The sequence below is a fragment of the Pseudomonas sp. HY13-MNA-CIBAN-0226 genome (assembly GCF_040310305.1).
GTDB lineage: Bacteria > Pseudomonadota > Gammaproteobacteria > Pseudomonadales > Pseudomonadaceae > Aquipseudomonas > Aquipseudomonas gregormendelii.
In genome coordinates, this window is record NZ_JBEOPS010000018.1 from 49,016 (window position 1) to 63,136 (window position 14,121).

Consider the following 14,121-nt stretch of genomic DNA (forward strand, 5'->3'; position numbering starts at 1 on the left):
TTTTATTGATCGACAGTCGGGAGTGCATCAGCCGCTGCGTTTTCGCGGCGGGCGTTTAGCAGAAGGTGGGTGGCCATGCCGAAAATCAGGCCCCAGAATGCCGCAGACAGTCCGAACAGCGACATGCCCGAAGCCGTAGCAAGAAAGGTGACCAACGCCGCCTCGCGATCACCCGGCACGGCCATTGCGCCGGCCAAAGCCCCGGCAATCGCAGCGAACAACGCCAGGCCTGCGAGCGCCGCAATCAGCTCCTTGGGAAACGCCGAGAACAACGAAACCAGGGTGGCACCGAAGATCCCCAGCACCAGGTAACACAGACCGCCGACAACGCCGGCCACATAGCGCTTGTGCGGATCTTCATGGGCGTCACGACCGGTGCAGATGGCCGCCGTAATCGCCGCCAGGTTCAGCCCATGGCAACCGAACGGTGCCAACAGCGCCGTGCCCAACGCGCTGCTGGCGATGATCGGCCCGGCAGGCGTGGAGTACCCACTGGCGCGCAAGACCGCCATGCCGGGCACAAATTGGCCGGTCAGTGCCACCATCACCAGGGGCAAGGCGATGTTCAGGGTCGCGCTCAAGGTGAACTCGGGCGTGATCCAGACCGGTGTCGCCAAGCCAATGACCAATGCTTCGCTGCGCAGATCGCCAGCGACAAAGGCTATCGAGCAGCCCACCAGCAGCACCATCAACACCGCATACCGCGGCAGCAGACGCTTGCAGACCAGATAAGTAACGAACATCGCCAGCACCAGCAGCGGCTTGCCCTGCAACGAGACGAACAAACCAGTGCCGAAGCTGAACAAAATTCCCGCCAGCATCGCTGCGGCAATCGCCGCGGGCAGTTTGCTGATGATCCGGTCGAACGCCCCAGACACCCCGACCAGAAATATAATCAGGCTGCTGACCAGATACGCGCCCACCGCCTCCGGCATGGAAATACCCGGCAGCAGCGCCACCAGCAACGCCGAACCAGGCGCCGACCACGCAATGATCACCGGCACGCGGTAACGCAGGCTCAAGCCGATCCCCAGCACCGCACTGCCGATGGAAATTGCCCAGACCCACGACGACAGCACTTCTCGCGAAAGCTGTGCGCTGTCGGCGGCCTGGAAAATAATCACCAGCGGGCCCGCGTAGGAAATAACCGTCGCGATAAAACCGGCGACGGCGGCCGACAGGGAGAAGTCCCGTAGCAATGATTTCATGACGCGTCGCCGACGGCCCCGGCCGGCGCAACGGCGCGCATGGACTGGGCGTGCCTGGCGCTGCGCTGACTGCTGATGGCAAACACGGTCATGGCAATCGCCGCCACCGCACCGGGCAAGGCAAACGCCATGAAGTTGAGCTGCAGTGGCAGGTTGATGCCAAGCAAGGCACCGCCCAGCAGTGGGCCCACGATCGCGCCATTGCGCCCGACACCCGAGGCCCAGCCCAGACCGGTGGAGCGAATCGTCATCGAATAGAATTGCGCCGCGCAGGCGTACAACAGAATCTGCGAGCCGATGGTGGTGGCGCCGGCGATGGCGATCAGCAGGTACAACAACGGCATCGGGCTGTTGAAGCCAAGCAAGGTGATTGATACGGCCGCCATGGCAAAGAACACCGCCAACACCCGTGGCAGGTTCAGTTTGTCACCCAGCACACCGCCTCCGACCGCGCCGAAAATCGCCCCGAAGTTGAGTACCAACAGGAAAGACAGGCTTGAGCCCAGGCTGTAACCGGCGTTGGCCATCAGCTTCGGCAGCCACGAACTCAAGGCGTACACCATCAGCAGGCAACAGAAGAATGCCAGCCACAGCATCAACGTGCGCAGCGCCCGGCCCTCGCGAAACAATTGCAACACCGGAGTGCCGGTGCCCTTCACTTCGCTCATGTCGAGTTGATCGTCGATTTGCGCGACGTAGGCCGGATCGACCCGCTGAAGAATGTTGCGTGCTTCTTCATTGCGTCCCTGGCGCAGCATGAAACCCACCGATTCAGGTAGGAAGTACATGATCAGCGGCAACAGCAGTAACGGCAGTACCGCGACGTAGAACACTGACTGCCAACCGAAGCTGGGGATCAACACAATACCCAGCCCCGCCGAGAGCATGCCGCCCACGGAGTAACCGCTGAACACTGATCGCCACAAGCGTGCTGCGGATTTTCTTCGGCGCGTACTCGTTCATCAGCGCCACGACGTTGGGCATGACCCCGCCAATGCCGAGGCCGGCGATGAAGCGGCACACACCGAACTCGGTGGGATTACGGGCAAACCCATTGAGTACGGTAAACCCGCTGAACAGCATCACGCAGATCGTGATGGCTTTCTTGCGGCCGATGCGGTCCGACAGCGGTCCGAAAAACAGCGCGCCGAACATCATTCCAAACAAAGCGTAACTGCCCAGCGCTCCAGCCTGCAGGGGAGTCAACCCCCACTCTTTCATCAGCATCGGCAGCACCACGCCGTATATCACCAAATCGTAACCGTCGAAGATGATGATCAGGGCACACCAGAACAGCACCATCCAGTGGAAGCGATTGAAGCGTGCGTTGTCGATAACCTCATGTACGTCAATTTTGCGCATGGCGTTTTTCTCTTGTTGTTTTTATTTCAGAGCGTCGCAAAAGCGGCTAACGTCCCGTAAAGCCGAGGGTAAAGCTGGCGGACGCGTGGAAATATCCGCTGCGCGCAGATCACTATCCGTTTTGTGCAGGGCCTTGGAGCGGGCGCGAAAAGAGGCTGTCTTGCCGATGGCCTTTGCCCCTGTACAACAAATTGTCTTCTTTGCCAGCGCATTTGAACGCTAAGCTTGGGCCTATGGATGACTCTGATTACTTACGCCTGCTGACCATTGCGGCCGAGCAAGCCAACGCGTTCCTGTCCAATGCCCGCAAATGGGAGCGCGAGCGTTGGGTGTGCCAGCGCCTGCTGCAAGGGCTGAACATTCCCTACCGAGTGGACGAGTTTGCGCCTGCCGGGGAGCCGCCTGATGTGCTGTTTCGCGACGCCAGTTTCGAGGTGTTCTTTGTGCTGGACGAAGGTCGGCGCCTCAACGATGAGTGGCGCGATGAATTGCAGCGTCGGCGCAGTGCGTTTTCCCTGAGCTCGCTGGTGCGTCGGGAGGCGAAGCCCAAGCGCATTCCCGCCAATGAGTTCCTGCTCAGGCTCGCACCGACCTTGCGCAAGAAAGCGCACAACTACAAAGAGCGGGGCATGGACCTTGGGGAGCTCGATATCATCGCCTTCGCCAGCCTCAAGCGCGAAGTGCTGGACCTCAACAGCCATTTCCCCCCCCCCACCGAATACTTGCGCCAGGGCTGGCGCTCGTTATCACTGGTGGGGCCGACCTTCGCCAGGGTGCTGTTCGCCCATCCGGATGCTCCCGACTTCCTGCGCAGCAACCTGGGGCGCAGCATCGTCTTCGATGTCGGCATCAGCCTGTGAGTCGCCGCCCCCCATCGGCTATGCTGCGTACACCCTTTATTGAATCAGCTGTAGCTTTCATACATTCACCAACGTCTATCTGACGAGGGCTTTATGACCAGCCGCCTGAACCCCGACGACCAAAAGCATGTCGAAGAGTACCTGCACTTGTCCCAGCACCGAGTCGAGCGCCGGCCATTCCGGCCGTGGATTCTCCTGGTGATGGTATTGGCAGTGACCATTGGTTTGGGCCTGTTGAGCCGATTTATCAGTTACCTGGCGCTATGAGCCGCGTTGCGCTCGCGAGGGTGACTGCACCGATTTCTTTTAGCCTTGCGAGATATCCCCATGACTCATCGTATTGTCATCGTTGGCGGCGGCGCCGGCGGTCTGGAGTTGGCTACCCGTCTGGGTAAGACTCTGGGCAAGCGCGGCACGGCCAGTGTGATGCTGGTCGACGCGAACCTGACCCACATCTGGAAACCTTTGCTGCATGAAGTGGCAGCCGGCTCCCTGAACTCCTCCGAAGACGAACTCAACTATGTTGCCCAGGCGAAATGGAACCATTTCGAGTTTCAGCTGGGGCGCATGAGCGGGCTCGACCGCGCCCAGCAGAAAATCCAGCTGGCCGCCACTTACGACGAAGCCGGCATCGAACTGGTGCCCGCACGGGAAGTGGCGTACGACTCGCTGGTGATCGCGGTCGGCAGCACCACCAACGATTTCGGCACCCAGGGTGCGGCGCAACATTGCCTGTTCCTCGACACCCGCAAACAGGCGGAGCGCTTTCACCAGCAACTGCTCAATCACTACCTGCGAGCCCATGCCGGGCAGACTGACAAAGTCGAGCAGATCAGCGTGGCCATCGTCGGCGCCGGGGCCACCGGGGTCGAGCTGGCAGCAGAGCTGCACAACGCCGCGCATGAACTGGCGGCTTACGGCCTGGACCGGATCAAACCGGAAAACATGCACATCACCCTGATCGAAGCCGGGCCACGCGTCTTGCCAGCCCTGCCGGAGCGCATTGGCGGGCCTGTGCATAAAACCCTGGAGAAGCTTGGGGTCAACGTCATGACCAATGCCGCGGTGAGCGAAGTGACGGCCGACAGCCTGATCACCGCCGACGGCAAAGTCATTAACGCCAGCCTGAAAGTCTGGGCCGCCGGGATTCGCGCGCCGGGCTTCCTCAAGGACATCGACGGCCTGGAAACCAACCGCATCAATCAACTGCAAGTACTGCCGACGCTGCAGACCACCCGCGACGAAAATATCTTCGCCTTCGGTGACTGCGCCGCCTGCCCGCAACCGGGCACTGATCGCAACGTGCCGCCGCGGGCCCAGGCAGCGCACCAGCAGGCATCCTTGCTGGCAAAATCCCTGAAATTGCGCATCGAAGGCAAGGCCTTGCCGGAGTACAAGTACACCGACTATGGCTCACTGATTTCGCTGTCGCGGTTTTCGGCTGTGGGTAACTTGATGGGCAACCTGACCGGTAGCGTGATGCTGGAAGGCTGGCTGGCGCGGATGTTCTATGTGTCGCTGTATCGCATGCACCAGATGGCGCTGTACGGCGCGTTTCGTACTGCGATGCTGATGCTGGGCAGCAAGATCGGCCGCGGCACCGAGCCACGCCTGAAACTGCATTAAGTATTCGGTGCCCGTCAGGGCCTGATCGCGGGTAAGCCCGCTCCCACTGGTTATTGTGTCGACCTTGGAATCCGGGTTCGACACTCAACTTGCGGGTGCGTGGCTTGCCCGCGATACAGGCGCCTCGGTATAACCTGCGAAAACATCCGTTTCACATTGTATCCCCCTCCCCGATTCAGCCCCTTCGCATACAAACTCCCCCTTGCACGACACAGTAGCGATACACCCAACCCGCTAAATGGCCACACCCGGGCAAGGCATCCTGCCTGCTCCGGTGATCAGACCCTTTATCGAGCGGTTGTGTCGTGCAACCCAGGAGAATTGAAATGTCCCGTACCTCTAACACCTTTGGCTTGCTCGGCGCGGTTCTGGCCGGTGGCATGATGCTGTCTGGCTCGGTGTTCGCCTCCCAGCCCCTGGCCCAGGGATATCTGCTGGCGTCGGCTGAGCAGGTGGTGAAAACCCCGGAAGGCAAATGTGGCGAAGGCAAATGCGGTGATGAGTCCATGGCCCAGACTGATACCGATGGGGACGGCAAAGTATCCCGTGCGGAATTCCTGAAAGTGGCCCCCAAGGCTGATTTCGACAAGATCGACACCAACCATGACGGCCAGATCGACGAGCAGGAAGCCTTTGATAACGTAAAGGCCAACTACGAAGCCAATGGCAAGAAAATGCCCAAAGGATTGTTCGAACATCTCAAGGACAACAGCTGAGTCCTGAAGCAGCGAACCTGCGCCCCGCTTCTCCCCAGCGCAAAAGCGGGGCCTTTTTTGCAGGCGCTTTTTGCCCGGCAATTATCAGCAGACAAAAAAAATCCCCGTATCTTTCGATACGAGGATTTTTAATATGGTCGGGGTAAGGGGATTCGAACTCCTGACATCCTGCTCCCAAAGCAGGCGCGCTACCGGACTGCGCTATACCCCGGTAAAAAAAAGGCGACCTTTCAAAGATCGCCTTCTTCGATCAGCGCTTTTGGCCTCTGATCTTAAGATTCGATCCCAGTTTTAACTGGTTTCAAAAATGGTGGGTCGTGTGGGATTCGAACCTACGACCAATTGGTTAAAAGCCAACTGCTCTACCAACTGAGCTAACGACCCAAAAATGGTCGGGGTAAGGGGATTCGAACTCCTGACATCCTGCTCCCAAAGCAGGCGCGCTACCGGACTGCGCTATACCCCGGTTTGAAATTGGCTCCGTGACCAGGACTCGAACCTGGGACCCAATGATTAACAGTCATTTGCTCTACCGACTGAGCTATCACGGAACTACATATTTCAATTACAACATTTGAAGCTTTTACTGCGTCTCTTCGACCCGTCTGCATCGCTGCGTTCGTGTGTCTGAGGCGCGCTATTCTACAATCTTAAGCACCTCTGTCAACCCCCTAATTTGCATTCAAGTTAATGATTTGCAACTTATTTCAGATTCCTGCTTGGGGAGCAGAAACCCTGGCGGGTGACTTGCTGCGGGGCGCACTTTACAAGCCTTTTCCTTTGAGTTCAACAGCCTAACGAAAAAAAGGCCTCGCAAAGCGAGGCCTCCCAGGTTTTGTTGCCATCGTGGCTCAGACAAACACGATTTCGTCGTTCTCCACGACACCTTTGGCAGTGTCACCAGCCATGAACCGACCCGACAGGATCAACTGTGCCAGCGGGTTCTCGATCCAGCGCTGGATGGCGCGTTTAAGCGGCCGCGCACCATATACCGGGTCGTAACCGACAGCGATCAGCTTGTCCATCGCCTCCGGGCTGAGTTCGAGCTTCAGCTCCCGTTCGGTCAGGCGGCTGCGCAGACGACTCAACTGGATCTCGGTAATACCGGCGATCTGATCGCGAGCCAATGGCTCGAAAATCACCACTTCGTCGACCCGGTTGATGAACTCCGGCCGGAAGTGCGTGGAAATCGCATCCATCACCGCCGCGCGCTGCGCCTCACGATCGCCCACCAGTTCCTGGATCTGCACCGACCCAAGGTTCGAGGTCATGACGATCACAGTGTTCTTGAAGTCCACCGTGCGCCCATGACTGTCGGTCAGGCGGCCGTCTTCCAGCACTTGCAGCAGGATGTTGAATACATCCGGGTGGGCCTTCTCGACCTCATCCAGGAGGATCACCGAATAAGGCTTGCGACGCACCGCCTCGGTCAGGTAACCGCCCTCTTCATAGCCTACGTACCCTGGTGGCGCACCAATCAGCCGGGCCACGGAATGTTTCTCCATGAATTCGGACATATCGATCCGCACCATCGCCTCTTCCGTATCGAAGAGAAACTCGGCCAGCGCCTTGCACAGCTCGGTTTTACCCACGCCGGTCGGGCCGAGGAACATGAACGAGCCGCTCGGACGGTTCGGATCGGACAAGCCGGCCCGCGAACGCCGCACTGCGTTGGATACGGCAATCACCGCTTCGTCCTGGCCGATGACACGCTGGTGCAACAGGCTTTCCATCTTCATCAGCTTGTCGCGCTCGCCTTCGAGCATCTTCGACACGGGGATGCCGGTCCACTTGGACACCACTTCGGCAATCTCCTCCTCAGTGACCTTGCTGCGCAGTAACTGATTTTCGGTTTTGCCGTGCTGGTCGACCATTTGCAGGCTGCGCTCCAGGTCCGGGATCACCCCATACTGCAACTCGGCCATGCGGTTCAGGTCGCCCTTGCGACGGGCTGCTTCCAGCTCCTGACGGGACTGCTCGATTTTCTGCTGGATCTGCGCAGACCCCTGGACTTCGGCTTTCTCCGCGTTCCAGATCTCCTCGAGGTCCGAATACTCACGCTCGAGACGGGCGATTTCTTCCTGGAGTTTTTCCAGGCGCTTCTTCGCCGCGTCGTCGCTCTCTTTCTTCAGCGCCTGGGATTCCACCTTCAGCTGAATCAGACGGCGCTCCAGACGGTCGAGCACTTCCGGCTTGGAGTCGATCTCCATGCGGATGCGGCTGGCGGCCTCGTCGATCAGGTCGATGGCCTTGTCCGGCAACTGACGGTCGGTAATGTAACGGTGACTGAGCTTGGCTGCCGCGATGATCGCGCCATCGGTGATCGCCACCCTGTGGTGAACTTCGTAACGCTCCTTGAGGCCACGCAGAATCGCGATGGTGTCTTCTTCGCTCGGCTCATCCACCAGTACTTTCTGGAAGCGTCGCTCGAGGGCCGCGTCCTTCTCTATATATTGACGGTACTCATTGAGCGTAGTGGCGCCCACGCAGTGCAGTTCACCGCGCGCCAGAGCCGGCTTGAGCATGTTGCCAGCATCCATCGAGCCTTCGCCCTTGCCGGCGCCGACCATGGTGTGCAGTTCGTCGATGAACAGAATGATCTGCCCTTCCTGCTTCGACAGCTCGTTCAGCAAAGACTTGAGGCGCTCTTCGAACTCACCGCGATACTTCGCACCCGCGATCAGCGCACCCATGTCCAGGGACAGCAGGCGCTTGCCCTTGAGGCCGTCCGGCACTTCACCATTGATAATGCGCTGGGCCAGACCCTCGGCGATCGCGGTTTTACCCACACCCGGCTCACCGATCAGTACCGGGTTGTTTTTTGTACGACGCTGCAGCACCTGGATCGTCCGGCGAATCTCGTCGTCACGGCCGATGACCGGGTCGAGCTTGCCGTCTTCGGCGCGCTTGGTCAGGTCGACGGTGTATTTATCCAGCGCCTGGCGCGACTCTTCGTGGTTGGCGTCATTGACGGCATCGCCCCCACGCAGGTTGTTGATGGCATTTTCCAGGGCCTTTTTGCTCACGCCCTGCCCCAGCAACAATTTGCCGAGCTTGTTGTTTTCGTCCATCGCGGCAAGCAGTACCAGCTCGCTGGAAATGAACTGGTCGCCCTTCTGCTGGGCCAGGCGATCGGCCTGGTTAAGCAGGCGCGCCAGGTCCTGCGACATGTTGACGTCGCCGGTTGGGTTCTGGATTTTCGGCAGCTGGTCGAGTTCTTTGGTCAGCTCTTTTCGCAGGCTGTTGACGTCAAAGCCCACCTGCATCAGCAGCGGCTTGATCGACCCACCCTGCTGTTCGAGCATGGCCTGCATGAGATGCGCAGGTTCAATGCCCGAATGATCAAGGCCGACGGCCAGGGATTGGGCGTCGGACAGGGCTAACTGTAATTTGCTGGTTAAACGGTCTATACGCATAAGTCACCTTCCTTTTGAGCAGGCCGGACCTATAAACATCCTGAATGAAGAAACCTGCCAGATACCCCATTAGATGTGGTCGATTCTGGGAGATTCAAGCGTCGTGAGGTTGACGCAGGTCAGGGAAGTCTAGCGGTTAAGCCAAATAAGGGAGGCAAATCTTCCCGTGCGCGGGTTGCGACGGTAGGAAAAGAAACGCGGATCGGTCACGGTACAGAAACCGCCACCGTAAACAGCCGTGACACCGTGAACGGCCAGGCGCAAACGCGCGAGCTGATAGATGTCGGCCATGAATTTGCCGGCACTGACGCCTGGCGTGAAGGCAACGGCTGCTTCAGGCAACTGCGCCACGAAGGTTTCGCGTACCTCCGACCCCACTTCGAAGGCCTGTGGGCCTATCGCCGGGCCGAGCCAGACCAGCACTTCTGCTGCCGGCAGCGCCAGGGTATCAAGCGTGGCTTCCAGCACACCCGCCGCCAACCCGCGCCAACCGGCGTGAGCCGCCGCCACGCGAGTGCCCGCACGGTCGCAGAACAGCACCGGCAGGCAATCGGCCGTCATCGCCGCGCAGGCAATGCCGGGGGTTGCCGTCCAGCTGGCATCGGCCGTAGCGACCGTGCCCGGGTCAGCGTGAGACACGGCAATGCCATGCACCTGCTGCAACCAGGCTGGCTGAATAGCGAAATGTTCAGTGAGACGTCGGCGATTCTCGGCAACAGCCAGGGGGCTGTCGTCGACATGATCGCCCAGGTTGAGGCTGTCGAACGGCGCCAGACTGACGCCGCCCGCTCGGGTGGTAACACAGGCTTTCACCCCGGCAGGCGCAGGCCAGTCGGGAATCAGCCAGTCACTCATCCGATGAACGCCTCGCGGTCTTGCTTGAGCAGGGTCAGCAACCAGACGAAATCGTCCGGCAGTGGCGATTCCCAGCTCATGCGCTTACCGGTCGTCGGATGATCCAGCTCCAGGAACCGCGCGTGCAGAGCCTGGCGCGGAAACGCCTTCAGCGACTCGACCATGGTCACACTGGCTGCCGGCGGGATACGGAAGCGTCCGCCGTAGGCGGGGTCTCCAACCAACGGGTAGTTGATGTGGGCCATGTGCACACGAATCTGGTGAGTACGCCCGGTTTCCAGCTTGACCCGCACATGCGTGTGGGAGCGGAAACGCTCAAGCACGCGGTAATGGCTGACGGCTTGCTTGCCCCCTTCCATCACGGCCATGCGCTGGCGTTGCTGGCCGTGACGACCGATCGGCGCGTTGATCTTGCCGCCGGCGGTGACCACACCAATCACGATGCACTCGTAGATCCGGCTGACGCTGCGGCTTTGCAGCTGGGTGACCAGCTGGGTCTGCGCCTGAATGGTCTTGGCCACCACCATCAGACCGGTGGTGTCCTTGTCCAGGCGATGCACGATACCGGCGCGGGGCACATTGATGATGTCCGGCACGTGGTGCAGCAAGGCGTTGAGCAAAGTGCCGTCAGCGTGACCGGCAGCCGGATGCACCACCAGGCCCGCAGGCTTGTTGATCACCAGGATGTCGTCATCTTCATAGACGATGTCCAGCTCGATGTCCTGAGCGATCCATTCGCCCTGAGCTTCCTGCTCGGCAGTCAGTTCAAGAATGGCGCCACCGTGAACGATGTCTCGCGGGCGGATAACCGCCCCATCCACAGTCAGGCGGCCGTCTTTGATCCAGGCGGAAAGGCGCGAGCGCGAGTGCTCAGCGAATAATTGTGCGGCGACTTGATCGAGGCGTTGGCCGCCCAATTCGGACGGCACCTCTGCGCGAAGTTCAATTTTATCGGACATGCTCAGACTAGGCGTCGGCACAGCTTTTGGTTTCGGCTGCGCGCTTGTGGTTAAATACGGCGTCTTTTGCCCCGAGGCTATGCAACGGGGCGCTCATCATAACAGGACGGCCCCGCCCAAGACAGCGGCCGTCATAGGGACGCAAGCCGCCATGCAAGTGAAACACCTGCTGCTGATCGCCATCCTCGCATTGACCGCTGCTTGCTCATCGAAGGAAGTCGTAGACGAAAACCTGAGCGAGGCCGAGCTGTACCAGCAGGCTCAGCACGATCTGGACAACAATAGCTACACCGCCGCCACAGCCAAGCTGAAGGCGCTGGAGTCGCGTTATCCGTTCGGTCGCTACGCCGATCAGGCTCAACTCGAGCTCATCTACGCCAACTACAAGAACACCGAGCCTGAGGCTGCGAAATCCGCCGCCGAGCGCTTCATTCGCCTGCATCCGCAGCATCCGAATGTCGATTACGCCTATTACCTCAAGGGTCTGACGTCTTTCGATCAGGACGTCGGCCTGCTGTCGCGTTTCCTGCCGCTGGACATGACCAAGCGTGACCCGGGCGCTGCCCGCGACTCCTACAACGAGTTCGCCCAGCTGACCAGCCGCTTCCCGAACAGCCGTTATTCGCCTGACGCCAAGCAGCGCATGATCTACTTGCGCAACCTGCTGGCCGCTTACGAAATCCACGTGGCCGACTACTACCTGACGCGCCAGGCTTACGTAGCCGCTGCCAACCGTGGCCGCTATGTAGTGGAAAACTTCCAGGAAACCCCGTCGGTCGGCGACGGCCTGGCGGTAATGGTCGAATCCTACCAGCGCCTGCATCTGGACGAGTTGGCCAACACCAGCCTGGAAACCCTGAAGCTCAACTACCCGAACCACCCAAGCCTGGAAGACGGTCAGTTCAAGCCTTCGGTGGACGAAGCGGACAACCGCTCGTGGCTGAGCAAGGCAACTTTGGGCCTGATCGAATCCCGCCCGCCTCTGCCACCGGGTGAAACCCGCGCCAACCAGGACGTGCAGAAGCAGTTCCAGGATGCCAAGGATGCAATCCCGAGCGATCTCAAGCCCAGAGATGAAAACGGCGACGTGATCGAGGAAGAAGAACAGGAGTCGGAAGGCAACAATGACGACCGTTCCTGGTTCAGCTACATGACCCTCGGCGTGTTCGACTGACATCTGCAGGCTCTGCAGGAGCGAGCTTGCTCGCTCCTGCAATAGAGAAGCGTCTCGCAGCGTTATATCGCTGTGCGCTGATCAGCTCCTTGGCTAAACTGCTCCATCACTCGCCATAAAGCAGCTCAACATGCTTCGTTTATTGTTCTGGATCGCCCTGATTGCCGCCGCCATCTGGTTGTGGCGCAAGTTCAAGGGCCAGGCGGCAGCGCCTCGCTCGCCTGCCGAGCGGGAAGCGGCCCCCATGGTTCGTTGCGCTCATTGCGGCGTGCACCTGCCCCGGGAGCGAGCCCTGAGCCTTCAACAGCAATGGTATTGCAGCCAGGCTCACCTAGAGCAAGGCCCGGGTTCCAGTGACCGCTGAGACCACCCGTCCCGGCCACAAACAAGCCCAGCGACTGCTGCGTCTCTATCATCTCTACCGCCTGAGCGTCGGCATCACCCTGGTGCTGCTGATTTCCAGCAACATGGACAGCCAGCTGCTTTCGCTCGCCAATGGCGAGCTGCTGCGCAGTGGCAGCTGGCTGTACCTGGTATTGAACATTCTGCTGGTAGTGTTCCTGGAGAACACCCGGCGCCCTGGCCAGCTTCTCACCCTGGCACTGGTCGACGTGCTGCTGTTGTGCGCGCTGTTCTACGCCGCCGGTGGCGTGCACAGTGCGATCGGCAACCTGCTGATTGTCTCTGTGGCCATCAGCAATACCCTGTTGCGACGACGCATCGGCCTGCTGATCGCCGCCATCGGCGCGCTCGGCATCGTAGGGTCCGGCTTCCTGCTGAGTTTCAGCCAAACCACCAGCCCCAACGATAACTTGCAGGTCGGCACGCTGGGGGCGCTTTGCTTTGCGGCAGCATTGCTGGTGCAAGGCCTGATCCGTCGCCTGGAGGTCAGCGAAACCCTGGCCGAACAGCGTGCCAGCGAAGTGGTGGGGCTTGAGGCTCTCAACTCGCTGATTCTGCAGCGCATGCGTACCGGTATTCTGGTGGTCGACGATTTACGGCGCATTCAACTGGCCAACCACAGCGCGCTGAAACTTCTGGACCATGGCGCGCTTGAAGGGCGCTCGCTCGACCAGGACTTTCCAGAACTGGTCGAACGCCTGCAACTATGGCTAAACAACCCGACATTGCGTCCCCAGAGCCTGAGAATCGACAGCAATGGCCTGGAGCTGCAGCCCAGTTTCATTGCCCTTGAACGAAGTCCAAGGCAGCAAACCCTTATATTCCTTGAAGACCTGGCGCAGATCGCCCAACAGGCCCAGCAACTCAAACTTGTCGCGCTGGGGCGTCTTACCGCGAGCATCTCCCATGAAATTCGCAATCCACTGGGCGCCATCAGTCACGCCGCCCAGCTATTACAGGAATCCGAGGAACTGAACAGCGCCGATCGGCGTCTGACGCAGATCATTCAAGATCACTCCCAGCGGATGAACCGGGTCATCGAAAACGTCCTGCAATTGTCCCGGCGCCAACAAACAGTACCCCAGCGGCTCGATCTGAAGCCTTGGCTTGAGCAGTTTGTCGCTGAAGCCCGCGAGGCCGCGACAGAAACCCGGCAGCTTCATCTGAGCATTGCACCGGGAGACTTCAGGACCTTGATGGATCCCAATCAGCTGACCCAGATTCTCGACAATTTGTTGCGCAATGCCTGGCGCCACAGCGCCCAGATAAATGCCCAGGCGCAGGTCTGGCTGGAGTTGTTCCTGGACCCGCACAGTCAGCTGCCGACCCTGGAGGTCCGCGACAACGGCCCCGGGGTCCCGGCACCAGCCCAGGCTCATCTGTTCGAACCTTTCTTCACAACGAGCCCCCAAGGCACAGGCCTGGGGCTTTATCTGTCCCGTGAGCTATGCGAAAGCAACCAGGCCCGCCTAGACTTCAAACCACGCCAAGGCGGCGGCTGCTTTCGCATCACCTTTGCTCACGGACGGAAACAAAGTTGAAC

At 59.8% G+C, this 14,121-nt stretch carries 11 protein-coding genes, 4 tRNA genes and 1 pseudogene; 7 read left to right on the top strand and 9 right to left on the bottom strand.

Annotated features, from left to right (window positions below):
• Nucleotides 1-2: 2 nt before the first annotated feature.
• A complete protein-coding gene (locus AAEZ05_RS19850; RefSeq protein ID WP_350648522.1) occupies nt 3-1,208 on the bottom strand; it encodes a benzoate/H(+) symporter BenE family transporter in 1,206 nt (401 codons plus the stop codon).
• Nucleotides 1,205-2,570, bottom strand: a pseudogene (locus AAEZ05_RS19855) (aromatic acid/H+ symport family MFS transporter). Before AAEZ05_RS19855 ends, AAEZ05_RS19850 begins: the two are co-directional and overlap by 4 nt.
• Before the next feature lie 233 nt (nt 2,571-2,803).
• Here AAEZ05_RS19855 and AAEZ05_RS19860 point away from each other — a divergent pair.
• The 4 genes from AAEZ05_RS19860 to AAEZ05_RS19875 all read left to right on the top strand — a co-directional run bounded on the left by AAEZ05_RS19860 (nt 2,804) and on the right by AAEZ05_RS19875 (nt 5,772).
• A complete protein-coding gene (locus tag AAEZ05_RS19860) occupies nt 2,804-3,430 on the top strand; it encodes a DUF1780 domain-containing protein (protein WP_045059375.1) in 627 nt (208 codons plus the stop codon).
• A gap of 93 nt (nt 3,431-3,523) precedes the next feature.
• Entirely contained in the window at nt 3,524-3,697 is a 174-nt protein-coding gene (locus AAEZ05_RS19865) for a DUF3094 domain-containing protein (RefSeq protein ID WP_350648524.1), read from the top strand.
• Nucleotides 3,698-3,757: 60 nt separating this feature from the next.
• Entirely contained in the window at nt 3,758-5,056 is a 1,299-nt protein-coding gene (locus AAEZ05_RS19870; RefSeq protein ID WP_045059373.1) for an NAD(P)/FAD-dependent oxidoreductase, read from the top strand.
• Nucleotides 5,057-5,382: 326 nt separating this feature from the next.
• Nucleotides 5,383-5,772, top strand: coding sequence for an HvfA family oxazolone/thioamide-modified RiPP metallophore (locus tag AAEZ05_RS19875; RefSeq protein ID WP_045059372.1), 390 nt, complete (start codon nt 5,383-5,385; stop codon nt 5,770-5,772).
• Nucleotides 5,773-5,906: 134 nt separating this feature from the next.
• Here AAEZ05_RS19875 and AAEZ05_RS19880 read toward each other — a convergent pair.
• The 7 genes from AAEZ05_RS19880 to rluD form a co-directional block, all read right to left on the bottom strand.
• Nucleotides 5,907-5,983: transfer RNA gene (locus tag AAEZ05_RS19880), tRNA-Pro, on the bottom strand.
• A 97-nt stretch (nt 5,984-6,080) separates the two neighbouring features.
• A tRNA-Lys gene (locus AAEZ05_RS19885) sits at nt 6,081-6,156 on the bottom strand.
• Between the two features lie 5 nt (nt 6,157-6,161).
• Nucleotides 6,162-6,238 (bottom strand) — tRNA-Pro (locus AAEZ05_RS19890).
• Between the two features lie 9 nt (nt 6,239-6,247).
• A tRNA-Asn gene (locus AAEZ05_RS19895) sits at nt 6,248-6,323 on the bottom strand.
• Between the two features lie 300 nt (nt 6,324-6,623).
• Nucleotides 6,624-9,188: an ATP-dependent chaperone ClpB gene (clpB, locus tag AAEZ05_RS19900; RefSeq protein WP_122839016.1), complete on the bottom strand. Its 2,565-nt coding sequence runs from the start codon at nt 9,186-9,188 to the stop codon at nt 6,624-6,626.
• 129 nt (nt 9,189-9,317) lie between these two features.
• Nucleotides 9,318-10,043 carry a peptidoglycan editing factor PgeF gene (pgeF, locus tag AAEZ05_RS19905; protein WP_350648526.1) on the bottom strand — a complete coding sequence of 242 codons (726 nt, stop codon included), beginning with the start codon at nt 10,041-10,043 and terminating at the stop codon, nt 9,318-9,320.
• Nucleotides 10,040-11,002, bottom strand: a complete 963-nt coding sequence (rluD, locus tag AAEZ05_RS19910) for a 23S rRNA pseudouridine(1911/1915/1917) synthase RluD (protein ID WP_007942311.1) — start codon at nt 11,000-11,002, stop codon at nt 10,040-10,042. The genes pgeF and rluD overlap by 4 nt, the downstream gene beginning before the upstream one ends.
• Before the next feature lie 151 nt (nt 11,003-11,153).
• Here rluD and AAEZ05_RS19915 point away from each other — a divergent pair, with 151 nt between their 5' ends.
• The 3 genes from AAEZ05_RS19915 to AAEZ05_RS19925 all read left to right on the top strand — a co-directional run bounded on the left by AAEZ05_RS19915 (nt 11,154) and on the right by AAEZ05_RS19925 (nt 14,119).
• Nucleotides 11,154-12,176 carry an outer membrane protein assembly factor BamD gene (locus tag AAEZ05_RS19915; protein ID WP_045059369.1) on the top strand — a complete coding sequence of 341 codons (1,023 nt, stop codon included), beginning with the start codon at nt 11,154-11,156 and terminating at the stop codon, nt 12,174-12,176.
• A 130-nt stretch (nt 12,177-12,306) separates the two neighbouring features.
• Nucleotides 12,307-12,540 carry a PP0621 family protein gene (locus AAEZ05_RS19920; RefSeq protein ID WP_122839012.1) on the top strand — a complete coding sequence of 78 codons (234 nt, stop codon included), beginning with the start codon at nt 12,307-12,309 and terminating at the stop codon, nt 12,538-12,540.
• Nucleotides 12,530-14,119: a sensor histidine kinase gene (locus tag AAEZ05_RS19925; RefSeq protein ID WP_045059367.1), complete on the top strand. Its 1,590-nt coding sequence runs from the start codon at nt 12,530-12,532 to the stop codon at nt 14,117-14,119. Before AAEZ05_RS19920 ends, AAEZ05_RS19925 begins: the two co-directional genes overlap by 11 nt.
• Nucleotides 14,120-14,121: the final 2 nt, after the last annotated feature.